This is a genomic window from Micromonospora sp. WMMD967 (genome assembly GCF_029626165.1).
GTDB lineage: Bacteria > Actinomycetota > Actinomycetes > Mycobacteriales > Micromonosporaceae > Micromonospora > Micromonospora taraxaci.
Genome location: NZ_JARUBK010000001.1, coordinates 2,906,472 through 2,930,161, shown reverse-complemented (window position 1 = coordinate 2,930,161; position 23,690 = coordinate 2,906,472). Strand labels below are relative to the sequence as shown.

Below are 23,690 nucleotides of genomic sequence, written 5' to 3'. Positions count from 1 at the left end.
AGTCAGGTGGCGAGCACCGCGGCCTCCCGGGTCGGGTCCAGCCCGATCGAGCTGTGCAGCGGTCGCCCGGCGCGCGACGGAACGTCACCGACCTCGCGTAGCCACCGCCACGTGTCGACGACGGTCTCGGCCAGCGGCCGGCAGGTCAACCCGGCGGCGAAGGCACGAGTGACGTCCCGCTCCAACAACCCCCGGTACGGGTGGCCGATCGGCATCCAGATCGGCAGGTCACTCCAGGGCTCCACACCGGCGGCGAGAATCGGCGCCGGATCGGTCCAGCACAGCCGGGCGTCGGCACCGGTGGCGGCCACACACGCGCCGAGCAGCTCGCCCATAGTGGTCTGAGCGGGACGACCGATCGCGTTGAATGTGCCGCCCAGTCGCCGGGCGCCCGCGTCGAGCATCCACACCGCCAGATCGCGTACGTCGATGTACTGCACCGGCAGGTCGGCCGGCCCGGGGGCGAGCACGTCGCCGCCCCGCTCGATCCGCCGCAACCACCAGGGCAGCCGACCGACGTCCTCTCCCGGGCCGAGGATCAGCCCGGCCCGAGCGATGAGCGCGCGGTGGCCGAACACCTCCCGTACGGCACGTTCGGCACCGGCCTTGAGCTGCGGATAGTCGCCGTCGACAGAGTCCGCGTCGGCGTCCACCACCGGGGAGTCCTCGTCGAGCCCGTGCGCCGACGGGTCGCGGTAGACCGAACCGCTGGACACGTACACGTAGTGGCCCACCGAATCGGTGAGGGCACGGGCGGCGTCGAGGGCGGCACGCGGCGCACCGTCCCAGGTGTCCACCACCAGGTCCCAGTCACCGCCGGCCAGCGCCGCCAGGCCGTCCGGCGCGGTGCGGTCACCCCGCAACCGGTGTACGCCAGGAGGCACCACCCCGTGCAGCCCTCGGTTGAACACCGTCACCGACCAACCACGGCGTACGCCCTCGGTGACCGTCGCGCCGCCGACAAAGCCCGTTCCGCCCAGCACCAGCAGTCTCATGCAGGCCACCCTGCCGGCACGGGTCGGCGGGCGGCACCCCGTTTCACCGGTAGCGGATCTGCCCGTGGCAGAAACCGCGGGCCTCCGCCCAGGATGCAGGAAAAGCCGCCCGGGGGCATGGTCAACGAAGTCGCCGATTGCGAAGCTGCTTCAATCTGCGTCAGCACGGGCAATCGAGGCGCTTGACGCATGCGGTGGCTCGACGTCGGCACGAGGACGGAGAAGGGCATGTCCAGCACACCGCTGTCCCTGCCACAGCCATCCGCGCGGGCACCCGAGTTCGGCCGCGACGCGCTCATCGTCTGCGAGAACCTGGTGCGGATCTACCAGACCGGTTCGATCGAGGTGCAGGCACTGCAGGGACTGGACCTGGCCGTGGAGAGCGGTGAGCTGGTCGCCGTCGTCGGTGCCTCCGGGTCTGGCAAGTCGACGCTGCTGTCCATCCTGGCCGGCATCGACGCCCCCACCGCCGGGCGGGTCCGGGTCGGCAGGTGGAATCTGCTGGCGATGTCCCGCGCGGACCGGGTCGACTACCGGCGGCACACCGTCGGGTTCGTACGGCAGCAGACCGCGAGCAACCTGATCCCCTACCTGACCGCACGGGAGATGGTGGACCTGCCGATGGCGGCGGCGCGCACCGCGAAGGACGAGCGCCGGGCACGCGCGGCCGACCTGCTGGACAGCCTCGGTGTCGCCGACTGCGCCGATCGGCGTCCCGGCCAGCTCTCCGGCGGCCAGCAGATGCGGGTCGCGATAGCTGTGGCGCTGGCCAACCAGCCGCAGGTCCTGCTCGCCGACGAGCCGACCGGCGAACTGGACGCCGCCACGTCAGCGGAGGTCTTCGGCGTGCTACGGGACGTCAACCGGCGCTACGGCGTCACCGTCGTCGTGGTGACCCACGACCCGGAGGTCAGCGGCCAGGTCGAACGGACCGTCGCGATCCGGGACGGGCGCACCAGCAGCGAGGTGCTGCGCCGCACCACCACCGACGCGGCGGGCGACGAACACACGATCGCCGAGGAGTACGCCGTGATGGACCGGGCCGGACGGGTTCAGGTGCCCCGCGAGTTCCGCCAAGCGCTGGCGCTGACCCGACGGGTCCGGCTGGCCCTGGAACCCGACCACATCACGATCCGCCCCGACTCGGGAGGCGGCGAATGAGCAGCGAGCCGCTGCTGAGCGTGCGCGGCGTACACCGGCGCTTCCAGACCGGGCCGACCGTCGTACACGCCCTGCGCGGTGTGTCGTTCGACGTGGCCGCCGGTTCCATGGTGGCGCTCGTCGGCCGGTCCGGCTCGGGCAAGACCACCCTGCTCAACGTCATCGGCGGCCTGGACCGCCCGGACGCCGGCACCGTGCACGTCAACGACACCGACGTCACCGCGCTCGACGAGGACGGCCTGTCCCGGCTGCGGCGCGAGAAGCTGTCGTACGTCTTCCAGAGCTTCGGGTTGATCCCGGTGCTGTCGGCGGCGGAGAACGTCGCCGCCCCGCTGCGGCTGGCCCGCGTCGCCCCAGCCGATCGCGAGCGGCGGGTCGCGTTGCTGCTGGAGCTTGTCGGCCTGGCCGACCACGCCGCGCAGCGTCCGGCCGAGCTGTCCGGCGGCCAGCAGCAGCGGGTGGCGATCGCCCGCGCGCTGGCCGCCTCGCCCCGCCTCCTGCTCGCCGACGAGCCCACCGGGCAACTCGACGCCGAGACGGGCCTGTCGGTGATGGCCCTGCTGCGCGGCATCGTGGAGTCCGAGGGCGTCACCGTCCTGGTGTCGACGCACGACGCGGTGATGATGGCCCTGGCCGACCGGGTGATCCGCATCCACGACGGGCACCTCGACGAACAGGCCGCCGGGCAGCCGTACCAGCCCGTGCCGGACGTCAGGTGACACGACGATGCTGAGGCTGGTCAGCCGGCGCGCCCGCGCGCAGTGGCCGTTGCTGGCAGCGCTCCTCGGGGTCGTCACGATCGGCGCGACGCTGCTGGGCACCTGCACCCTGCTGGTCACCCGCACCGCCGAGCGGGCGTTGGAGGTCGCCATGACCCGCGCCGCCCCCGCCGCCGTCGACGTGACCGTCTACACCGGCACCGTCGAGGGCCCGAACGTGTCGTCCGTCGCCGCCGACACCCGCACCGCCGTCGCCTCCACGCTCGAACCGTTCCCGGTGACGACGACCGCGCGGGCGTCGACGGTGCTGCGGGCTCTACCGCCGACGCTCGCCCCGGGCACCACCGTCGGCGCCCAGGCGTACCTGTCCGGGCTGGACGACCTGCCGACCCGAGCCGAGCTGGTCACCGGGCACTGGCCACGACAGCCGGGCGACGCGGTGCTGCTGGAGTCCACGGCCCAGCTGCTCGACCTCACCCCCGGTCGCCGGGTGCGACTCGGCGCGGAGCTGGCCCACCCGCCCGTCCCGGCCCTCGACGTGACAGTCGTCGGTGTCGTACGCCCGCTGCCGGGCCGCGGCTGGGACCGCGACCCGTTGGCCGCGGCCGGCTCGGCCATCGGCTACCGGGACGGCCGGTTCATGCAGCCGGTCAACGCCTACGGCCCGTTCCTCGTCGACTTCGCCGACCTGGTCACCACGGGAGCGACAGTCGACCGGATGGAAATCACCGCCCATCCGGACCTGTCCCACAACAACCGCCGTGACCTGACGGCCGTGGCCCGGGCCGTCGAGAAGGCCGACCGCCGGCTGGCCGGCACCCTCGGCGACCGCGTCCAGCTCGCCCGTGTCTCCTCCGAGCTGCCGCTGACCCTGCGGGCCGCCGACGACCAACGGCGTGTCACCGCCACCGTCGTGCTCGCCGTCGCCGTCCTCGGTGGTGTCCTGGCCGCGACGGCGCTCGTCCTCGCCGGCCGGCTGACCGCTGGCCTCCGCGCCGACGAGACCGCTCTGCGGTCCGCCCTGGGCACCAGTCGTCGCCAGCTCGCCGCCACCGCGACACTCGAGGCCGGACTCGTCGCCACCGTCGCCGCCGCGCTCGCGATACCGGCCTCGTCGGCCCTGCACGCCGGCCTGACCCACCTACCGCCGTTGGACGGCGCCGGCCTGGCCGTCCGGCCGGCCGTCATCGGTGCCCAGGTCCTCGCGGTCGCCGGCGGCGCGCTGGTCCTCGCCGCCGTACTCACCGTCCTGGCGATCCGGCCCGTCCCGGCGGCCGGCGACCGGCGCACCCGCCGCGCACTGCTGGCCCGGTCCGGCGCCGACCTGATGCTCGCGGTGTTCGCCGCCGTCGGATGGTGGCAGCTGTACGCGCAGCCCGCCGCCGCCAGTCCCCACGCCGACGCGGTGCGGGTGCTCGCGCCGGCGTTGCTGCTCACCGCAGGCGCCGCCCTTGCTCTCCGGGTGGTGTTGCCCGCCCTGCGTGGCGTCGACCGGCTGGCGTACCGCGCCCGTGGGCTGGCGCTTCCGCTGGCGGTCGCCGAGGCCGCCCGCCGGCCCCAGGCGGTCGCCGCCGGGCTGCTCGTCGGGCTGGCCTGCGCGGCCGGAACCTTCGGCCTCGCCTTCGACACCACCTGGCACCAGTCGCAACGCGACCAGGCCGCGGTCTCCGTCGGCACCGACCTCGCCCTCACCCTCACCACGACACCGGTGGCCGGAGACGGCGCGGTCGTCGGCGCGGCCACCGCGGGGGTGGTGAGTCCGGTCCTCGACCGTGGTACCTCGGTCGGTCAGTGGCTCGGCACCGCCGGCAACGCACCGCGCCTGGTCGCCGTCGACACCACCCGCGCCGACGCGCTGCTGCGCGGGCGGCTGGACAGCGACAGCGGCTGGGCGGACGTGGGCGCCGCGTTGGCCCCACGCACACGGGTCACCGGCGTCACCATCCCGACCGGCGCTCCGCTCGTCCTGAGCGGAACCACCACCGGCGGCGCCCCGCTCGCCGTGACGCCCCGGCTGCTGCTGCAGGACGCCACCGGCCTCCGCACCTCCTGCACCGGTCCCGCCGTACCGCTCGACGGCCGGGAGGTCCGGCTGCCCGCGTGCGCGACGGCTGACGGGCTGCGCCTCGTCGCGGTCGCCCTGCCGGTCACCGCCGAACCGGTCGGCGGACGCGTCGCCGTAGCCGTCACGCTCACCGTGCCGCCCGCCGGAGCGGCGGCGGAGGAGTCCACCGACGGATCGGACTGGACCGCCACGTCCGCGCCGCCGGTCCCGGGCAAGGTGACCGACCCGACCGCCCTGGTATCCGCCACGCCGACGGGAACGACGCTGCGGATGGCCGCGACAGTCGACCTCGGCGGTGCCGACGACGCCGCCCGGACCCTCGTCGCCAGTGCCTTCCCGGACCCCGGCCGGGTGCCCGTCGCCGTCTCCGAGCGCTTTGCCAGCGACGTCGGTGCCGACCGGGGCAGCCAACTCAGCCTCACGATCGGCATCACGCCCGTCCCGGTCGTCGTCGCCGAGGTCGTGCCGACCGTACCGTCCGCCCCCGGCGCCGTCGCCGTCCTGGCCGACCTGGACACGCTGTCCCGCGCACGCGTCGTCACCGGCGACCTGACGTTCCCGGTCGATGCCTGGTGGGTCGGTCACCCGGCCGGGTCCGGTGCCGCCGAGCGGGCCGCCGCCCTGCACCTGGGGACCGTCGCGACCCGCGAAGCGGAGACCGCCCGCCTCGTCGGCGGCCCGCTCCAGGCCGGGTTGCCGGCAGCGCTGCGGCTCATCGTCCCGGCCGCGGCCCTGCTGCTGCTCGCCGGCGTCGTCCTGCACGTCACCTGTGACCTACAGGTCCGCGCCGTCGAGGTGGCGCGGCTGCGCGGCCTGGGAATGTCCCGGCGCGGCATCCGGGCCGTCCTGCTCGGCCAGCACGCCGGCGTCCTGCTGCCCCTGCTCGCGGCGGGCGCGGCCGTCGGCGCGCTCGCCACCGGCGTCGTCGCCCCCCTGCTCGTTCGCTCCGACACCGGCGCCGCGCCCGTCCCGGCCGCCCAACCGCAGTGGCCGTGGCCGGCCGAGGCCGCGCTGCTCGCCGTGCTGCTGGCCGGATGCATGCTGGCGGTCGCCGTCGTGGTCACCGTCCAGGTCCGCCGGGCCGACGCCGCACACCTGCGGGTGGCGCCGTGAACCGGTGGCTGACCCGCCGGCGGCTGATCCGCCGATTGCCGGCGCTGCACTGGCCCAGCATCCGTGGCCGTGCCCGCACCGACGCCGGACCGCTGCTGCTCACCGCCGCCGTCATCGCGACCGTCGCGCTGCTCGCCGGGGCGGCACCGGCGTTGCTCCGCGCCGCCGCCGACGACGCCGTGCGGGACACGGTCCGCCGCGCCGGCCCCGCCGCGAACGTCCTCGCGCACGCCGAGTGGGAACGCGACGACGGGCCGACCGGCGGACGGGTCCGGATGCCCCGCCTCGCCGACGACGTCGACGACTTCCGCGCCCGGGTGACGTCCGCGCTCGGGCCCGACCTGGACGCCGCGCTGCTCCCACCGGTCATCGTCGTCAACGGCCCGATCCTCACCGTCACCGAGGGCAGCGCCCCGCGGACCTTCCAGTTCACCTACCTGGCCGGTGACCGCGACGGCCCGGACGTGACCTGGATCGCCGGCAGCGCGCCCGGCCCCGCCGTCGTCGACGAGTACGTGGAGACCCCCTACGACGGGCCGCCCTGGCCGGTGCAGGTGGGTCTCTCCGAGGCGGACGCCACCGCACTCGACCTCGGTCCCGGCGATCGAATCCCGGTCAAGGACAGCCAGGGCCGTGAGAAGGACGTCCGGATCAGCGGGATCTACCGACCCGCGGACAGCGACGACCCGGCCTGGCGACTTGCCCCGGCGCTCCTGCGCCCGGCGCCCGGCGTCGACGGCGTGGGGATCACCCGCTTCGGCGGCCTGCTGTCCCGCGAGTCGCTACCCGACGCCCGGCTCGCCGTGAACGAGGACCAACTGCGGCGCACCATCCACTTCGCACCCGTTCCCGACGCGCTGACCTGGGACACCACCGCCGCGCTCGCCAGTCAGGTGGTCACGCTGAAGGCCACCTCCGGCGCATCGAGCGACCGCGACCAGTCCCTGAGGTGGGAGTCGCAGCTGGAGACGGCCCTGCGCGACGCCCGTACGCAGATCAGCGCCGCCTTCGCACAGGCCGCCGTCCTGCTCGCCGGGGTGCTGTCCGCCACGGTACTGGTCCTGCTGCTCGCCGCCGATCTGCTGGTCCGCCGCCGTACCCCGGCACTGAGCGTCGCCCGGCAGCGTGGGGCGGCACTACCCGACCTCGGCGCGGAACTGGTCGTCGAGTCCACAGTGGTGTCCCTGTCGGCCACCGCCGTCGGGCTCGCGCTCGCCCGCGCGGTCGTACCGGGCGTCTCCTGGGCCTGGGCCGTGCCCGTGCTCCTGGCGGGTACCGTCGCCGGGCCGGCGTTCGGCACCCTCGCCGCCGCCCGCGCCAGCCGCGACCGACGTCAGCCCGCCAACCCGGCCGCTCGGCGCTGGATCCGGGTCACCGGCCAACTGCGCCGCGCCGCCGTGGAAGCCGCTGTCCTGATCGTCGCGGTCGCCGCCTTCGTCACACTGCACCAACGCGGGCTTCTGCCCGTCGCCTCCGACGACGACACCGGTGAGCTGACCGGCGACCTGATCCTGCCGATCAGCGCCCTCGCCCTGGGCGCGCTCGTCGGCGCGCTCGTCCTGCTCCGGCTGCTGCCCCTCGCGGCGCGGTTCACGCTCCGCCAGGCCCTGCGCTCGCGTCGCCCGCTGGCCGTGTTCGGCGCCGCCCAGGCGGCCACGACGGCCGGACGCGCGCTGCCGCTGCTCGTGCTGGTCAGCACCACGGCGCTCGCGTCGTTCGCGCTCATCCTCGGCACCACCGTCACCCGGGGTCTGGGCGACGGCGCGTGGAGCACCGTCGGTGCCGACGCCCGCCTCGACGTCGGTGCCGACGCCGCGGCCGCCACGCCCGCGCTGGCCGAGGGCGTCGCCGCCGCACCCGGGGTGGAGCAGGTCGTCGTCGCGCAGGTGACCGATTCCGCGCGCCTCTTCAGCGAATCGACACTGCTCACCCCACGACTGGTCATCGTGGACACCGCCGCGTTCCAGCGCCTGCTGGCCACCACTCCGCTGCCGGACGCGCCGGCGCTGGCCCGGCTCACCGCACCCGGTCCCGGGCCCGGGGACGTCCCGGCGCTGGTCCGATCGGGCGACGGCGCTCTGCGGACCGGCACGCGGCTGCAGCTACCCCGCGACCGCGCACCGGCGATCCGTCTCACCGCGGTCGGCACCGCTCCCTCCGTCGGCGGCGTCGCCGACGTCGTCATCGTGGACGCCGCGGCCCTCGCCGACGCCGGGCTGCCCGCCGTCCCGAACACCGTCTGGGTGACCGGTCCCGGCGCGGCGCAGGCCGTGTCGAACAGCGGCGTCGCCGCCGATGTCGTGCTGCGCGCGGACGTCCTGCGGGCGCAGCGAGTGGCTCCGCTGACCGCAGGGCTCCTCCGGCTGGCGTGGACGGCCGCCGTGGTGCTGCTGGCTCTGGGGCTGCTCGGCCTCACGCTCGCCGCCGCCGCCGGCGCGGCGCAACGGTGGCAGACACTGACCCGCCTGCGGACCCTCGGCCTGCGACCACGCGACGCCCGTTGGGTCGCCGCCGGAGAGGTGCTGCCACCGGTCGTGGTCGCCGCGGTCTGCGGTCCGCTGCTCGCGGCCCTGCTCGCCCACCTGACGCTCGGCCCGCTCGACCTGCGGCTGCTCACCGGCGAGGGCACCGACCCGGCGGCGGTCCTGCCGTGGTGGCTGCTCGCCCTGGTGAGCGCGGTGCTGCTGGTAGCGGCCACCACCGTCGTGCCTGTCGAGTCGGCGCTGCGGCGACGCGACCGGCTGAGCGAGGTGCTCCGCGCCGGTGAGTGACAGGCCGCCGCAACGGCGAGGCCCGTTACCGGATGTCCGGTAACGGGCCAGCTGATCCGCGTATGGATGGTGGGCGATACTGGGTTTGAACCAGTGACCTCTTCCGTGTCAAGGAAGCGCGCTCCCACTGCGCCAATCGCCCGTGGCGACCGCCGAACCCGGCAGTCAGGCCCCGGTGGGGCAGATCGCGAGCGGACGACGGGATTCGAACCCGCGACCCTCACCTTGGCAAGGTGATGCGCTACCAGCTGCGCTACGTCCGCACGTCCCCGACTCGCGTCGGCGACAGGTGAACTCTACCCGATGCCAAGATCGCTTGGCGCGGCACCCTGGACGGTCAGCGATTGCGCTGGTCGCCACCGGGGTACTGAGGGACTCGACAGCGCACCACACCCCCTTAAGGAGGCTGTCGTGGGTATCGGCACCAGCATCTTCCTGATCGCGCTCGGCGCGATCCTCACTTTCGCGCTGGACGCGAGCGTCGGCGGCATCAACCTCGACGTGGTCGGTTGGATCCTGATGGGCGCCGGCGTGCTCGGCCTGATCATGACCACGATGATCTGGGGTCGGCGTCGCCAGGTGGTCACGACCACCGAGCAGCCGGTGGAGTACCGCCACGTCGAGGAGCGGCGGGACATCGCCCCGCCGATGTGACAGGACGACTTCTCGTCGCCGGCGCAGCCGGCAGGTCAGGCGATCACGGACCGGCCACCTCGACGAGGGCGGCCGGTCCGTCACGCTCGGGCGGGGGAAATGCGCGCTCGCTCAGCGCATCAGAGCGTTGAGCGTGCCGTAGTCGAGGGCATCCGCCAACGCGCCGTAGGTGCCCGCGCCCAGCGCCTCGTCCGCCGCCCGGCGGGCAACCGTGTACGCGGCCTCCGCGACCGCCGAGCCGAGGCTCACCCGGGCCACCCCCAGGCCGGCCAACTCCCCGACCGACGGCGCGCCCGGTCCGGCGAGCACGTTCAGCGGCGCCGGCACCGCCTCCACCAGCGCGCGGACGGTCACCGGGTCGACCATGCCCGGTACGAAGATGCCGTCCGCGCCGGCCGCGAGGTAGGCCACGGCCCGGGCGACCGTCTCGTCGAGGCCTCCCGCCCCGGTGAGGAACGTGTCGATCCGGGCGTTGACGTAGAGCGGCAGGCCCGCCGCGTCGGCCGCCGCCCGCACCGCGCCGATCCGCGCGCACTGGTCGGACACGTCCCGCAACGGCCCGCCGTCGTCGTGACGGGCGTCCTCGACGTTCACCCCGACGGCGCCGGCGTCCAGCACCGCGCGGGTGGTCGCGCCGACCTCAGCCGGCGTCGTCCCGTACCCGGACTCGATGTCCGCGGTGACCGGCAGCGACACGGCGGCGGCGATCCGGCCGACCAGGCCGACTGCCGCGTCGCGGCCGAGGACGTCGCCGTCCGACGCGCCGAGGCTCCAGGCGACGCCGGCGCTGGTGGTGGCCACCGCGCGGGCGCCGGCAGCCGCCACGATGCGGGCGCTCGCGGCGTCCCAGGCGTTGACCAGGACCAGCGGCGACCCGGGGGTGTGCAGGGATCGGAACAGTTCAGCTCGGGTGTGGTGTTCGCTCACCCGGCAAGTGTCGGGCGCGCGCGGGCGCGGCGATATTGTTTCAGTCCCAGCTGAATCCACCGGGGGTGCCGTGGTCGCCATCAGCCTGTCGGCGGGCGCGGTCGCCCGCATCCGGTTCGCCGTCTCCTGCCTGTGGGAGGTCGTCGCGAGCGTCCGGGTGCTGCGCGACCCCGGGGACCACGCCGTGCACCTGCCCTGGGTGCGCCGGGTCCGTCAGCCACTTGTCGACGCCGGGTTGGCCGGCCCGGACGGCGGGTTGCTGTGGCAGCTCGTGCCGGCCCCGCCCGGCTACCTGGCCGACTTCCTCACCCCGCCGCCCACCGGCCTCACCCCCGACCTGGCCGCCGAACTGGCCGCGCTGCGCGCCACACCGGCCGCCACGGTCCGCGCGCACCTGGACCTGTACCCGGGAGAACGCACACCGGCGCTCGCCGCCCTGCACGCCGACCCGCCGAGCGGGCTACGCCGACTGACCGACGAGATCGAGGCATACTGGCGGCTCGCGCTGGCCCCGCACTGGTCCCGGCTGCGGCTGCTGCTCGACGCGGACGTCACCGCCCGCGCCCGCATCCTCGCCGAGGACGGCGCGGCGGTACTCCTCAACGACCTGCACCGGCAGGTCCGGTGGGAGGACGACACCCTGCTCGTCGCGCAGCGGCACTGCCTGGCGCCGGACGTCACGGACGGCCCGGGCCTCGTGCTGATCCCGTCCGTCTTCGTGTGGCCGTCGGTGCTGAGCGTGTCCGCCGGGGACGCGCCACAGCTCGCCTATCCCGCCCGTGGGCTCGGCACCCTCTGGGAACGCCCGAGCGGCGTACCGGAGGCGTTGGCCGCCGTGCTCGGTCGCGGGCGGGCCCGGCTGCTCACCGAGCTGACCTCGCCGGTCAGCACCACCGAGCTGGCCCGGCGCAGCGAGATGTCGCCCGCCGGGGTCTCCCAACACCTCACCGCACTACGCGCGGCCGGCCTGGTGGTGACCCACCGGCAGGGCCGCACGTTGCTCAGCGCCCGCACCGACCTCGCCGAGGCGCTGCTCTCCGCGACCGGATGACGCTCACCGCCGTTTTGGCTGGTCGGGCGGTGTCCGGCACCGCGTTACGATCCAGATCATGGAGTCCCTGGACACGGTGCTGGCCGCGCACCGGGCGTACCTGCTCGGTTGGAACATCGGCCCGGTCGGAGGTCCGGACCTGACGACCTACCGCAGCGACGTACCGCACCCGACCCTCAACGGCGTGCTGCGCGTGACCGGGCGCACACCGCAGGACGCGCTCCTGGAGGCCCGGCAGCGCCTGCACGGCGTACCCCGGGTGTGGTGGGTCGGCCCGGACAGCGACCCCGGCACGGCCGACGGCCTGGTCTCCCTCGGGGCTGTCGAGTTCGCCCGCCTGCCGATCATGACCGCGGTGATCGACGAGGCGGCGGAGGGTCCGGCTCCCGCCGGCCTGCACATCACCGAGACCACCGACCTGGCCTCGTTCGTCGGGGCCTACGCCCGGGTGTCGGGAATCCCGGCGGACGGCGTGGCGGCGACGATCGAGCGGGAGAAGGCGTTCTCCGGTGACGGCACGGTGATCAGACTGGCCGGCCGGCTGGACGACGGCCGGGTCGTCGGCACGGCCGTCGCCTGGCTCAGCCACGGCCTGGTCACGCTCTACTTCGTGGGTACGCAGCCCGAGCAACGGCGCCGGGGTATCGGCGCGGCGATGACCAGGGCGGCGCTGCGCCTGGCCGGCGAGCGGGGTGCCCGCACCGCCGCGCTCACCTCCTCGCCGATCGGCGAGTCGGTCTACCGCCGCCTCGGTTTCCGGCCGGTGGGCGAGTTCCGCGTGTTGACGTTCTGAGCCGTACGCGCCGACCGCGCCGGGAAGGCCCGACGTCGACGGATCCAAGTCGATCACGATGACTACCTGCCGGAAACCATTGACTATGGGGTTCAGACAGCGTTGTCTTTCACTGGCACCTGGGGAGGTACAACAGTGATCGATGGCGTGTCCCTCGTGTTCTGCGTGACGGCCGACGTGTCGGTACGCGAACGGATGGTGCGACGGCTGGACGGGCTCGGCACCCTGGTGATCTGCACCGACCTCGCCGCGTTGCAGGCGATGATCGGTCCGCCCGCGATCGGCGGACCGGCCCCGGTCGTCGGCCCGGCGACCGCACCCACCGTCGCCGCCACCCCTCCGGCCGACGTCTCCGCTCCCGCAACGGCCCCGACCCCCACCTCCGGCCGGATCACCCTCGGCGACCTGGAGATCGACCCCCTCGACCACCTGGTTACGTGGCAGGGGCAGCCGCTGGCCCTGACCCGGCTCGAACACCGCCTGCTCACCCAACTCGCCACCGCGCCGGTCGGAGTCTGGACGTACGAGAGGCTCTTCGAGTCGGTCTGGGGGTGCGCCTATCTCGGCGACTCGTCGGTCCTGCACTCGGCCGTCAAGCGGTTGCGACGCAAGCTGCGCACCGCCGGCGCCACAGTGGGCGTGCAGACCGTACGCGGAATCGGCTACCGGCTCAGCGTGGACTGATCTGCCGACGCCACATGCGAAACGGCTCGTCACCGGGTGTTCCAGTGACGAGCCGTTTTCTGTGGTGGGCGATACTGGGTTTGAACCAGTGACCTCTTCCGTGTCAAGGAAGCGCGCTCCCACTGCGCCAATCGCCCGTGCTTGTTGCCGAGGTGGGGACGGGATTTGAACCCGCGTACACGGCTTTGCAGGCCGTTGCCTCGCCTCTCGGCCACCCCACCGAGGTTGCCCCCGTCATGCGTGGCGGCAGCTCCGAGCGGACGACGGGATTCGAACCCGCGACCCTCACCTTGGCAAGGTGATGCGCTACCAGCTGCGCTACGTCCGCACGCCCCCGGACGTTCCCGGGTGACGGATGAGAACTTTAGCCGAGCCGGCGAACGACTGCCAACTCGGGGTCGTCTCGGCGCGTCTGGCCCTTCGTGGACGAGATCACCACCATCCCCCGCAGGCTTCCTAGGAGGATGGTCTGGCGCCTCGACGCGCTGGTGGCAGTCACGCTCCGACACCACCAGGCAACGATCGTCATCACCGTGTCGCAGCTCGACCGGCGGACGCCCACACGCCGCTTTCTGGCGGCAGACCTCGGTGAATGCTCCCCCCACAGAACGATCGACGGCACCCCGGGGAAGTGTCCGGCTTCCGACTGACCGAGCGCCGCTCAGCAGGCGGCCGTAACTGTTCGTGTTCACTCGGATGGGCTACGGTAACGGTCGTGACGAGACGTGCGGCCGAAATCCGCCTGGATGCCCTGCTGCGCACCGCCTGCGACGTGATCGTGGAGCGCGGTCTGGCCAACACCCGAACGGCGGACGTGGCGAACGCGGCAGGCGTGAGCCAGGCCCTGGTCTTCTACCACTTCGCCACCAAGGAACGCTTGCTCGCGCAGGCCTTCGCGTACGCGGTCGAGCAGGATCTGGCCCGACTGGACGCGGTGACCCGCTCCTCGGCCCCGCCGCTGACCAAGCTCCGCCGGATCCTCAAGCTCTACACCCCGGCCGGGCGGGCAACCTCCTGGTCGATGTGGATAGACGGCTGGTCCGAGTCCCTGCGCACACCGGAGCTGGAGAAGGTCTCCCGCCGACTCGATCTGCGCTGGCGGCAGGACCTCGCCGAGGTGATCTCCACCGGGGTGGCCGACGGCACCTTCCAGTGCGCCGACCCGGACGGGGCCGCCTGGCGGATCAGCGCCGTCATGGACGGTCTCGCCGTCCAACTGGCCGTGCACGACCGGGTGATCTCCCGCCGGCAGTTCGGCGAATGGGTCCGGCTGGTCACCGCCCGGGAACTCGGTCTGGACCCCGCCGACCTGGACTGAGCCGGGCAGACAGCACCAATCCCTAACCAGGCCGGGCAAAACGGCTCGCCCCACCTCTCCGACCCGGAACAATCGGCAGCATGGATCTGCTGGACGCGTACCGCCGGAGCCTGGCCGAGTTCGTCGACCGGGTGGACCAGGTCGAGCCCGGCCAGTGGTCCGACCCGACACCCTGCTCGGACTGGAACGTCCGCACGCTCGTCAACCACGTGGTCACCGAGGCCCGGTGGAGCGTCCCGCTGCTCGCCGGCCGGACCATCGCGGAGGTCGGCGACCGACTCGACGGCGACCAGCTCGGCAGCGACCCGATCTCGACCGCACGGGAGGCCGCCGCACAGGCCGAGATCGCCGCCACCCACCCCGGCACGATCGACCGCACCGTACACCTCTCCGGTGGCGAGACACCGGCCGCGGAATACCTCCGGCAACTCCTCGCCGAGCACCTGATCCACGGGTGGGACGTGGCCGTGGCGATCGGAGCCCAGCCTCGGCTCGACCCGGACGCGGTGCACGTGGCCGCCCAGTGGTTCGCCGGGGAGATCGACGACTACCGGCGCAACAACCTGGTCCGCACCGGGGTACGGGTGCCCGACGACGCCGACGAACAGGACCACCTCCTGGCCGCCTTCGGCCGCGACCCCGACTGGGCGCCGACCGACTGAGCACGCCGCACCCGTAGCCGGCCGACCACCGGCCCACCTCCCCACACCGATCGTCGCGACCGCCCCGGGGCACTCCGAGGGCGGCTTCGCCTTTCCGTGATCCCGCGACCTGCCGACCTACCCGGGCCTTGCCGCCACCACGATCGACTGATATCCACGTATGCGCATGCGTTACCGCGCATCGACGGTCGGCGACCGCCGGCCATCCCGCTCCCACGAGGAGGTCCCGTGCCACAACCGGAGTGGTCACCCCCGATGAGCCGGCGCCGACGCCGGCTCATCGCCGTCCTGGCGACGACGGCGACGGTCGCCGCGCTGCTCCCCACCGGCGTGAGCACCGCGGCCCCCACCGGCAACGCCGCGTCCGCCGAGCGCACGTCCGGACCATTCGCCGAGGGCCACGAGCCCGCCGACGCCGACAACCGCACCGGTACGGCGGCACCCAACTCCCGCCAGCGCGGCCTGGCCCGCACCGCAGACCCCGACGTCCGGTGGAACCGGCTCGGCACCCCGCAGGCGCTCGGCCCCGGTCGCACCCCTCTCGCCACCGGGCTGCCCGCCGACCCCGAGGCCGCCGCCCGCGCCTACCTGACCGCCAACCGCGACCTGTTCGGGCTGGACGCCGCCTCGGTGGCCGCCATGGACCGCGTGCTGGTCCGGCCCATCGGCAGCGGCGCCGTGGTCACCCTCCGGCAACGCTTCGGCGACCTGCCGGCCGGGCCGGACGGCCTCGTCACGCTCGCGGTCGCGGGCGGCACGGTGCTCTCGGTCAGCTCCTCGCTGGCCCGCGACGGCGGCACCCCCGCCCCGGCCACCCGCACCCCCGAGCAGGCGTACGCGGCCGCGCTCGTCGACGCCGGGCTGACCGCCGACGCGGTGGCCAGCCACACCATCCGGGCGGTGGCCGTACCCACCCCGGTGGACGGGCCACGGGCCGCGTACGAGGTCACCATGATCGGTGCGGACACCAAGCACCCCGCCGCGTTCACCACCTACGTGGACGGCACCACCGGGCAGGTGCTGGTCCGCGAAGATCTCGTCGACTACGACTCCGACAACCCCAGCTGGGCGGTCTTCCCGGCCACCCCGCCCCGCGACCTCGGCCCGGGGCAGGACCCCCGGGTGCGGTGGTGCGCCGACCCGGTGCCCGGCTGTGTGGCAGCCTCCCGCGACCCGGCCACCGGCCAGCCGTGGGACGTCGACGCGGCAACCGGCACGCCGACGTACACCTCGCGCGGCAACTCGGCCAACACGGTGCTCTCCTGGGGCGCGAACACCCCTGTCGTCCCGGCCCCCACCAGCCCGGAACGCCGCTACGAATACCCGTTCACCGACCAGTGGCACCAGGCGAAGTGCAACCCGGAGGTGTTCACCTCCGCCCAGCGCAACGACGCGGACGCCTCGATCGCCAACCTGTTCGCCATGCACAACCGGATGCACGACTGGTCGTACCAGTTGGGCTTCACCGAGTCGGCGTGGAACCTCCAGGCGGTCAACCTCACCCCGTCCGGCCTGGGCGGTGACGCCGAGCAAGGCCGCGCCCAGCAGGGCGCGTTGACCGGCAACCGCAACAACGCCAACCAGGGCACCCCGCGCGACGGGCTGCCGCCGACCACCAACATGTACCTGTGGCAGCCGCAGGCCGGCGGGCCGTACCCGCCGTGCGTGGACGGCGACTACGACATGACGGTGATCGGCCACGAGTACACCCACGCGATCACCAACCGGATGATCGCCGGCCCGGACAGCGGCATCAGCGGCCACCAGGGCGGGGCGATGGGTGAGTCGTGGGGCGACCTGCTCGCCGCCGAGTACCTGTTCCAGCACGGGCTGCGCGCACCCGGCGAGACGCCCTTCATCACCGGCGGCTACGTCACCGGCAACCTGGTCAGCGGCATCCGCAACTACGACCTCAGCCGCAGCCCGCTGAACTACTCCGACATCGGCTACAACACCGGCGGACCGGCCGTGCACGCCGACGGGGAGATCTGGGGCGCCACGAACTTCCGGGTCCGCTCCGCGCTGGTGAAGCGGTACGGCCTCGGCACCCCGCAGCGGCAGCTCGACTGCGCACAGGGGAAGGTCGCCGCCGACCAGTGCCCGGGCAACCGGCGCTGGTCGCAGCTGGTCTTCGACTCGTTCCTGCTCCAGGCCGCCAGCCAGGTCAGCATGCTCGACATGCGGGACAACATGCTCACCGCCGACCTGCTCCGCTTCGGCGGCGCCAACCAGGACCTGATCTGGGCCGAGTTCGCCCGCTCCGGAATGGGCCAGGACGCCGCCACCAACGGCGCCGGCGACACCGACCCGACGCCGAGCTTCGCCTCACCGCGCGGCGGCAACGCCACGCTCACCCTGCGCCCGCGCGGGGACAGCGCCGACGCGCCGATCCGGGTGTACGTCGGGGCGTACGAGGCTCGGGCCACACCGATCGCGGACACCGACCCGGCCACGCCGATCCCGGACACCGTGGACCTGGTGGCCGGCACGTACGACCTGCTGGCGGTCGCGCCCGGCTTCGGCCACCAGCGGCTCAGCGTGGTCGCCACGGCCGGCAAACAGGGCTACGTCGACCTGCGGATGAGCCGCAACCTGGCGTCCACCGCGTCCGGGGCGACGATCACCGGTGACGGGGTCAACCTGGACCGGATCGGCGACGACACCGAGGCGACGAACTGGGCCTCGCTGGACGGGGTGGCCGGCCGGCAGCTCACCGTGGCGTTGCCGGGCGACGGCCCGCACACTGTCAAGCGGGTGAACGTCAGCGCGATGCTGCGCCCGGCGATCACCGGTGACGCCGACACCGGCAGCCAGAACGCGCTCAGCGCGCTGCGCTCGTTCGCGGTGTCCGCCTGCGACGCGACGACCACCGACTGCGCGGACCCGGCGCGGTGGAAGCGCATCTACACCAGCGCGGACGACGCGTTCCCCGGCGGGGCGTACCGGGCGTACAGCAGGGACATCAACCTGCGGACGTTCGCGGTGCCCACCACCGTCGCCACCCACCTGCGGCTGGAGGTGCTGGCCAGCCAGTGCACCGGCGGCCCGCAGTACGCGGGCGAGCAGGACGCCGACCCGGCGACGACGACGGACTGCGCGACGGCCAGCCCGGCCCGTGCCCAGGTCCGGATCGCCGAGTTCCAGGCGTTCTCGAAGTGACACAGTGGGGGCCGGCGGCAGGTCGCCGGCCCCCACGTCCTCGATCAGCGGCGGGCCGGCCGCCACCTGTCGACGGTCGGGCGTTCCCACCGCCGGTCCACCGGCGGGCCGTCGGCCTCGTCCGCCTCGTCGCCCGGAGCCCGGGTCAGGTGCCGCAGCCGCAGCAGCAACCCCATGCCGAGGAAGAGCAGCAGCGCGCCGAGCAGGAAGGCGGCCTGCACCGCACCGAACCCACCGGACTGCGACACCGGGCGGCCGGCGGCCGGCGGCGCGGCGTCGACCGGGTAGTCCGCGGCCGGTTCCTCCCCGGCCGTGCTCTCCTCCTCGGCCGGCTCGCTCGGCGGGTCGGTGGGCTCCGTCGGGGTGACGCTCGGCTTCGGCTTGCTGGTCGGGGCGCCACCCGCGGCCACCACCGAACGGGTGGCGGTCTGCCGCGCCAACAGGCGCGAGTTGGCGTCGTACGCCTCGGCGGCGAGGGTGACCCGTCCCGGGGTGACGTCCTCGGCGAAGGCCACCCGGTAGCGGGCGGTGACCGTGCGGCCCGGGCAGAGGGTGCCCGGGTCGAGCTGTCGGTCGGTCAACCGGGCGACGTCGCCCTCGGTGCGGATGTCCAGGGGGAAGTCCCCGGCCTCCTCCACCCGGTCCATCTTGACCTGGTCGAGTCGAAGGCCCTGCACGCTCAGCACCATCGACCAGCGCACCTTCACGCAGCCTCCGCGCCGATCGGTGCGGGAGACGACGGCGGACACCGTGCGTACCTGCTCACCGGCGGTGAACCGGGCCGGCAGCCCACTCAGTTCGGTGGTGAACGCCGCCTGCGCCGGAGCGGCAACTGCCAGCTCCACCCCGCTCAGACAGGCCAGCACCACCCCGACCCGCACCGCGTACCGCCACACCGTCACCACCGCCGCCCTCCGTTCGGTCGCCTCCACTGGGCAACGCTAGGAGCCGCGCGAGGGGCCGACCAGACGGGTGTGTTCGCACCGGGCGGTAAGGACGGGAGGGGTTTTCACCGACCGTGGTGAACCGGTCACGACTCCCCCGCGACACGCCCGGAGCCGGGCCGCTGGGACAATCGGTGACGTGTCCGAGCTCTCCAGCACGTTCGTCCGGCTGCATGCCCGGCTCACCCCCGTCGCGTTCGTCCCCGAGGTTCGCCTGCACCAGGCGGACGAGCCGATCGGGCTGTGGGAGTTGACCGAGGGCCAGTTCTCCACCGACCGGCCGCCACCGTTCTGGGCGTTCGCCTGGGCCGGCGGGCAGGCCCTCGCCCGCTACGTGACCGACCACCCGGAGTTGGTCGCCGGCCGCCGGGTGCTCGACCTCGCCTCCGGCTCCGGTCTGGTGGCCATCGCCGCCGCCCGCGCCGGAGCGGCGTCCGTGCGGGCCGTCGAGGTCGACGAGCTGGCGGTCGCGGCCGTCGCGCTCAACGCCGAGGCCAACGGGGTACGCGTCGACGCCGAGTTCGGCGACATCCTCGACGGCGACGCGGGGGACGCCGAGGTGGTGCTGGCCGGCGACGTCTTCTACAGCGACGCGATGGCTCGCCGGTTCCTGCGGTTCCTGCTGCGCGCCACCCGGGCCGGCGCACCGGTGCTCGTCGGTGACCCCGACCGGGCGTTCCTGCCCCGGGACCGCTTCGACGAGCTGGCCGTGTACGACGTGCCGGTGCCGGAGGTGCTGGAGAGCGTCCGGGTGAAGCGCACCACCGTCTGGCGACTGCGGGCCGGGCTGCCGGGGGCCTCCGGCTAGCGTGTCCGGGTGCTGTTCCGCAGCTGGGCGCAGGTGGCCGACCCCGCGTGGCCGGACGTGGCCCGGGTGCCGGACCACGTCGGCGGCACCCACCTGGTCGTCACCCGACACGCGTTGGTCCGTCAGGTCCTCGGCGACCCGGTCACCTACCGGCCGGACAACGCGCTGGACGCGGTGACGCCGATGCCGGTGACCGCCCTGCGGGTGCTCGCCGGGCACCGGTTCCGGCTACCGCCGACCCTCGCCAACAACTCGGGCGTCAGCCATCCACGGATCCGGACGATCGTCGCGGACGCGTTGCACCCCTCCCGGGTCGCCGCGCAACGGCAGTGGCTCACCGCGCTGGTGCGGGACCGGGTCGCCCGGCTCTCCGCCGCGCTCGACGCCGACGAGTCGGTCGACCTGTACGCGGACCTCGCCGCCGACCTGCCACTGCTGGTGCTGGCCCGGCTGGTGGAGCTGCCGGACGCCCCGGTCGGCGCGGTCAAGGAGTTCGCCCGCGCCGCGCTGGAGTTGTTCTGGGCACCGCTGGACGCCGACCGGCAGGTGGCGCTCGCCGCCGAGGTGGGCCGGTTCCACCACGTACTGCGGGACTTCGCCGCCACCGGCGGCGGCCTGGCGGCCGAGTTGCGCGCGGCCGGGCACCCGCCGGACGTGGTGGTCGGCGCGCTGTTCTTCCTGCTGGTCGCCGGGCAGGAGACCACCTCCCAGTTCCTTACCCTGCTGCTGCACCGGCTGGCCGGCGAGCCGGCGGTACGGGCCGGTCTGCGCAGCGGCGAGGTCTCCGTCGCCGACGTCGTGGAGGAAGGGCTGCGGCTGGAGCCGCCGATCGTCACCTGGCGGCGGGTGGCGGCGACGGACAGCACCCTGGGTGGGACGGCAGTGCCGGCCGGCAGCAGCCTCGTGCTGTGGTTGGGTCGCGCCGGCCGGGACCCCGCGGTCGTGGAGTCGCCCGACGAGTTCCGCCCGGGCCAGCGCGGGTCACGTCGGCACCTGGCGTTCGGGGCGGGCGCGCACCGCTGTGTCGGCGACGTGCTGGCCCGGATGGAGGCGGCCGTGGTGGTGGCCGAGGCCACGCCGCTGCTGGACGGGGTGCGGGTGGTCCGTCCGCCCTGGTGCCCGGACAACCTCACCTTCCGGATGCCCGACGCCTTCGTCGTCCGGCGTTCACCGGTCACACCGGCCTGACGTCACTTCGGTAGGTTTCCGGGCGTGTCAGCGACCCCGGCTCGTCGAAGCCTCGCCGCCGTAACGCTTCTGGCCCTGCTGGTGCTGAGTGGCTGCACAACCGGCCCGGCGCACGCCCGGCGGATCTCCGCGCACCAGCCGACCCCGTCCGCCTCGCCGTTCGTGCCGTCCACCTCTCCGTCCGCCTCGCCGTCCCCGACGGCGAAGCCCGCTCCCGGCAGCCTGGACTGGTACCTGTCCCAGGTGCCAACGTTCCCCGAGGCACCGCCGCCGCAACCGGTGCCGCTGCCGCTGCCCACGACCGGCGCGGCCCCGTTCTGGCACCGCCTGCCGACCGACCAGAAGGTCGCGTTCATCACCATCGACGACGGCGGCCTGGCCCGCCCGAGCGAGGTGGCCGACTTCGTCTGGCGGGCGCACATCCCGGTCACCATGTTCCTGAACTCACCGGCGGCGGAGGAGTACCCCGAGTACTTCCGGCAGATCCAGGTCGCGGGCGGGGTCGTCGAGAACCACACCATCAACCACAACTCGCTGGCCGGCCGGTCGTACGACTACCAGAAGCGGGAGATCTGCGGAGCGGCGGACCGGCTGGAGGCGCTGTTCGGCAGACGGGCGACGCTGTTCCGCCCACCGTTCGGTGAACACGACAGCACCACGTTGAGGGCCGCCCACGACTGCGGCGCGAAGGCGGTGGTGCACTGGACCGAGACCGTCCACGAGGGGAAGGTGCGCTACCAGACCCCGGAGAAGGTGGTGCGACCCGGTGACGTGCTGCTCATGCACTTCCGGCCGGCGCTGATGGACGACCTCCTCGCGGCGCTGAAGGCGATCCACCGTGCCGGGCTCACCCCGGCGCTGCTGGAGGACTACGTGCTCTGAGCCCGCCGGGCTCGACGAAAGTCAGGGTCGGGAGGTGCCGTTCGGGCGCGGTGCGACAGCCCACCGCTCGCCTAGCGTCAACGCATGATCACATTACGTGGGTTGACGAAACGCTTCGGCGCGACGGTCGCTGTCGACGCGTTGACAGTCGACATCGCGCCCGGTCGGGTCACCGGGTTCCTCGGCCCCAACGGCGCCGGCAAGTCCACCACCATGCGGATGATCCTCGGGCTGGACCGCCCCACCGCCGGGCAGGCCCTGGTGGACGGGCACGCGTACCGGGAGTTGCGCCGCCCGCTGCACGAGGTGGGGGCACTGCTCGACGCGCGGGCCATCCACCCGACCCGATCCGGCCGGGCGCACCTGCTGGCCATGGCCCGCAGCAACGGCATCCCCACCCGCCGGGTGGACGAGGTGCTGGACACCGTCGGCCTGGACGGGCGGGCCGCCCGGAAACCCGGGCGGACCCTCTCCCTCGGCATGGGCCAGCGGCTCGGGATCGCCGGCGCGCTGCTCGGCGACCCACCGGTGCTGATGTTCGACGAGCCGGTGAACGGCCTGGACCCGGACGGGGTGCGCTGGGTACGTCACCTGATGCGTTCGCTGGCGGACGAGGGACGGACGGTCTTCGTCTCCAGCCACCTGATGAGCGAGATGCAGCTCACCGCCGACCAGCTCGTGGTGATCGGTCGGGGCCGGCTGCTCGCCGACGCGCCGACCGACGAGGTGATCGCCGGCAGCGCCGTCGCGGTCCGGGTCCGCAGCCCGCACCCGGACGGCCTGGCCGCCCTCGCCGCGCGCCTCACCGCGGCCGGCGCGACAGTCACGGCCGCCGACCGCAACGAGCTGACCGTCACCGGCGCGACAGTGGACCAGGTCGGCGACCTGGCCCACGACCTGGGAGTACGACTGCACGAGCTGAGCCCACACGGCGCGTCGCTGGAAGAGGCGTTCATGGAACTCACCGCCGACAGCGTCGAGTACGCGGGCGGACCGACCGGAGGTGGCGCGCGATGAGCACCAGTACCCGCGGTGGCATCGTGGCCGCCGAGTGGACCAAGCTCTCCTCGGTGCGGAGCACCTGGTGGACGGCTCTGGCCGGGCTGCTGGTGACGGCCGCCGGCGCCGGCCAACTGGCCATCTACGTCGCCAACGGCAACACCAACGACGATCCGGCCGACGACGCCGGTGTCGTCACCGTCGGCAGTGTGCTGATCGACTCGGTCGAGATGACCCAGTACGTGGTGCTGGCGCTCGGCCTGCTGGCGATCACCTCCGAGTTCACCAGCGGCACCATCCGGAGCACGTTGCAGTGCACCCCGTCGCGTGGTCACGTACTGCTGGGCAAGGCAGTGGTCGCCGCAGCTGTCACCTTCGCCCTCGGTCTGCTGCTCGGCGTCGTCGGCGCCCTGGTCGCCCGGCCGGTGCTCGGCGAGTGGGGCAGCGCCCCGGCCGCCGACACGATCGGCGACATCGTGGCGGTGGCGGTCTACCTGGCGTTGATCGGCGTGCTCGCGCTGGGTCTCGGCGCCGCGCTGCGAAGCGCGGTCCTGACGATCACCGTGCTCCTGGCGACACTGATGATCGTGCCGCTGTCCCTCCAGGAGCCGGACATCGACGTGCTGACCCGCATCGCCGACGTGTTCCCCGGCGTGGCCGGCGGTCACTTCATGTCCGGCGACGCCGCTCCGTATCCACGGCTGGTCGGGTTGCTCCTGCTCGCCGGGTGGGCGGGTGCCGCGCTCCTGCTGGGCCGGGCCGTCCTGCGCCGCCGCGACGCCTGACGACAGCGGCTG

At 73.8% G+C, this 23,690-nt stretch carries 19 protein-coding genes and 5 tRNA genes; 16 read left to right on the top strand and 8 right to left on the bottom strand.

The annotated features are described in order from the left end of the window. Positions 1 to 2: 2 nt before the first annotated feature. Complete coding sequence (locus O7631_RS13750; RefSeq protein WP_278144567.1) at positions 3 to 995, bottom strand: NAD-dependent epimerase/dehydratase family protein; 993 nt, start codon at positions 993 to 995, stop codon at positions 3 to 5. A 228-nt stretch (positions 996 to 1,223) separates the two neighbouring features. Between O7631_RS13750 and O7631_RS13745 the strand changes: the two genes are divergently transcribed. Genes O7631_RS13745 through O7631_RS13730 form a run of 4 tightly spaced genes read left to right on the top strand, consistent with a single transcriptional unit; the run spans position 1,224 to position 8,824 of the window. Continuing rightward, positions 1,224 to 2,156 carry an ABC transporter ATP-binding protein gene (locus O7631_RS13745; RefSeq protein ID WP_278144566.1) on the top strand — a complete coding sequence of 311 codons (933 nt, stop codon included), beginning with the start codon at positions 1,224 to 1,226 and terminating at the stop codon, positions 2,154 to 2,156. After that, positions 2,153 to 2,875, top strand: a complete 723-nt coding sequence (locus O7631_RS13740; protein WP_278144565.1) for an ABC transporter ATP-binding protein — start codon at positions 2,153 to 2,155, stop codon at positions 2,873 to 2,875. The genes O7631_RS13745 and O7631_RS13740 overlap by 4 nt, the downstream gene beginning before the upstream one ends. 7 nt (positions 2,876 to 2,882) lie before the next feature. Next, a complete protein-coding gene (locus tag O7631_RS13735; RefSeq protein ID WP_278144564.1) occupies positions 2,883 to 6,053 on the top strand; it encodes a permease in 3,171 nt (1,056 codons plus the stop codon). Continuing rightward, positions 6,050 to 8,824 (top strand): FtsX-like permease family protein, encoded by a 2,775-nt coding sequence (locus O7631_RS13730; protein WP_278144563.1) that lies wholly within the window; start codon positions 6,050 to 6,052, stop codon positions 8,822 to 8,824. Before O7631_RS13735 ends, O7631_RS13730 begins: the two co-directional genes overlap by 4 nt. A 67-nt stretch (positions 8,825 to 8,891) precedes the next feature. On the opposite strand, the gene O7631_RS13725 is transcribed toward O7631_RS13730, so the two are convergent. Both O7631_RS13725 and O7631_RS13720 read right to left on the bottom strand, forming a co-directional pair. Beyond that, positions 8,892 to 8,966, bottom strand: a tRNA-Val gene (locus tag O7631_RS13725). 48 nt (positions 8,967 to 9,014) lie between these two features. Then, a tRNA-Gly gene (locus tag O7631_RS13720) sits at positions 9,015 to 9,087 on the bottom strand. Positions 9,088 to 9,235: 148 nt separating this feature from the next. On the opposite strand from O7631_RS13720, the gene O7631_RS13715 reads away from it, so the two are divergent. Further along, complete coding sequence (locus O7631_RS13715) at positions 9,236 to 9,478, top strand: DUF6458 family protein (RefSeq protein ID WP_088990783.1); 243 nt, start codon at positions 9,236 to 9,238, stop codon at positions 9,476 to 9,478. A gap of 111 nt (positions 9,479 to 9,589) precedes the next feature. On the opposite strand, the gene O7631_RS13710 is transcribed toward O7631_RS13715, so the two are convergent. Next, a complete protein-coding gene (locus tag O7631_RS13710) occupies positions 9,590 to 10,405 on the bottom strand; it encodes an isocitrate lyase/phosphoenolpyruvate mutase family protein (protein WP_278144562.1) in 816 nt (271 codons plus the stop codon). 70 nt (positions 10,406 to 10,475) lie between these two features. Here O7631_RS13710 and O7631_RS13705 point away from each other — a divergent pair, with 70 nt between their 5' ends. The 3 genes from O7631_RS13705 to O7631_RS13695 all read left to right on the top strand — a co-directional run bounded on the left by O7631_RS13705 (position 10,476) and on the right by O7631_RS13695 (position 12,933). Next, entirely contained in the window at positions 10,476 to 11,456 is a 981-nt protein-coding gene (locus tag O7631_RS13705; protein WP_278144561.1) for a DUF5937 family protein, read from the top strand. Between the two features lie 58 nt (positions 11,457 to 11,514). Next, on the top strand, positions 11,515 to 12,249 hold the full coding sequence (locus tag O7631_RS13700) for a GNAT family N-acetyltransferase (protein ID WP_278144560.1): 735 nt from the start codon (positions 11,515 to 11,517) through the stop codon (positions 12,247 to 12,249). 177 nt (positions 12,250 to 12,426) lie between these two features. Beyond that, the gene (locus O7631_RS13695; RefSeq protein WP_278147930.1) at positions 12,427 to 12,933 is read left to right on the top strand and encodes a winged helix-turn-helix domain-containing protein; all 507 of its coding nucleotides are present in this window, start codon (positions 12,427 to 12,429) and stop codon (positions 12,931 to 12,933) included. A 62-nt stretch (positions 12,934 to 12,995) separates the two neighbouring features. On the opposite strand, the gene O7631_RS13690 is transcribed toward O7631_RS13695, so the two are convergent. From O7631_RS13690 to O7631_RS13680, 3 genes are all read right to left on the bottom strand, one after another. Continuing rightward, positions 12,996 to 13,070: transfer RNA gene (locus O7631_RS13690), tRNA-Val, on the bottom strand. Between the two features lie 13 nt (positions 13,071 to 13,083). Further along, positions 13,084 to 13,154, bottom strand: a tRNA-Cys gene (locus O7631_RS13685). Positions 13,155 to 13,188: 34 nt separating this feature from the next. Then, positions 13,189 to 13,261, bottom strand: a tRNA-Gly gene (locus tag O7631_RS13680). A gap of 387 nt (positions 13,262 to 13,648) precedes the next feature. Between O7631_RS13680 and O7631_RS13675 the strand changes: the two genes are divergently transcribed. From O7631_RS13675 to O7631_RS13665, 3 genes are all read left to right on the top strand, one after another. After that, positions 13,649 to 14,251, top strand: a complete 603-nt coding sequence (locus O7631_RS13675) for a TetR/AcrR family transcriptional regulator (protein WP_278144559.1) — start codon at positions 13,649 to 13,651, stop codon at positions 14,249 to 14,251. An 80-nt stretch (positions 14,252 to 14,331) separates the two neighbouring features. Then, complete coding sequence (locus tag O7631_RS13670; protein WP_278144558.1) at positions 14,332 to 14,913, top strand: TIGR03086 family metal-binding protein; 582 nt, start codon at positions 14,332 to 14,334, stop codon at positions 14,911 to 14,913. A 228-nt stretch (positions 14,914 to 15,141) separates the two neighbouring features. Then, positions 15,142 to 18,072, top strand: coding sequence for a M36 family metallopeptidase (locus O7631_RS13665; RefSeq protein WP_278144557.1), 2,931 nt, complete (start codon positions 15,142 to 15,144; stop codon positions 18,070 to 18,072). Between the two features lie 44 nt (positions 18,073 to 18,116). Here the strand turns inward: O7631_RS13665 and O7631_RS13660 are convergent, their stop codons facing one another. Continuing rightward, positions 18,117 to 19,004: a hypothetical protein gene (locus tag O7631_RS13660; protein ID WP_278144556.1), complete on the bottom strand. Its 888-nt coding sequence runs from the start codon at positions 19,002 to 19,004 to the stop codon at positions 18,117 to 18,119. A gap of 151 nt (positions 19,005 to 19,155) precedes the next feature. Here O7631_RS13660 and O7631_RS13655 point away from each other — a divergent pair, with 151 nt between their 5' ends. From O7631_RS13655 to O7631_RS13635, 5 genes are all read left to right on the top strand, one after another. Continuing rightward, positions 19,156 to 19,824 (top strand): 50S ribosomal protein L11 methyltransferase, encoded by a 669-nt coding sequence (locus O7631_RS13655; protein WP_278144555.1) that lies wholly within the window; start codon positions 19,156 to 19,158, stop codon positions 19,822 to 19,824. Positions 19,825 to 19,833: 9 nt separating this feature from the next. Further along, positions 19,834 to 21,012 (top strand): cytochrome P450, encoded by a 1,179-nt coding sequence (locus tag O7631_RS13650; RefSeq protein WP_278144554.1) that lies wholly within the window; start codon positions 19,834 to 19,836, stop codon positions 21,010 to 21,012. Positions 21,013 to 21,036: 24 nt separating this feature from the next. Further along, on the top strand, positions 21,037 to 21,894 hold the full coding sequence (locus tag O7631_RS13645; protein ID WP_278144553.1) for a polysaccharide deacetylase family protein: 858 nt from the start codon (positions 21,037 to 21,039) through the stop codon (positions 21,892 to 21,894). 84 nt (positions 21,895 to 21,978) lie between these two features. Further along, positions 21,979 to 22,911 carry an ATP-binding cassette domain-containing protein gene (locus tag O7631_RS13640; protein ID WP_278144552.1) on the top strand — a complete coding sequence of 311 codons (933 nt, stop codon included), beginning with the start codon at positions 21,979 to 21,981 and terminating at the stop codon, positions 22,909 to 22,911. Continuing rightward, the gene (locus tag O7631_RS13635; protein ID WP_278144551.1) at positions 22,908 to 23,678 is read left to right on the top strand and encodes an ABC transporter permease subunit; all 771 of its coding nucleotides are present in this window, start codon (positions 22,908 to 22,910) and stop codon (positions 23,676 to 23,678) included. Before O7631_RS13640 ends, O7631_RS13635 begins: the two co-directional genes overlap by 4 nt. Positions 23,679 to 23,690 lie beyond the last annotated feature (12 nt).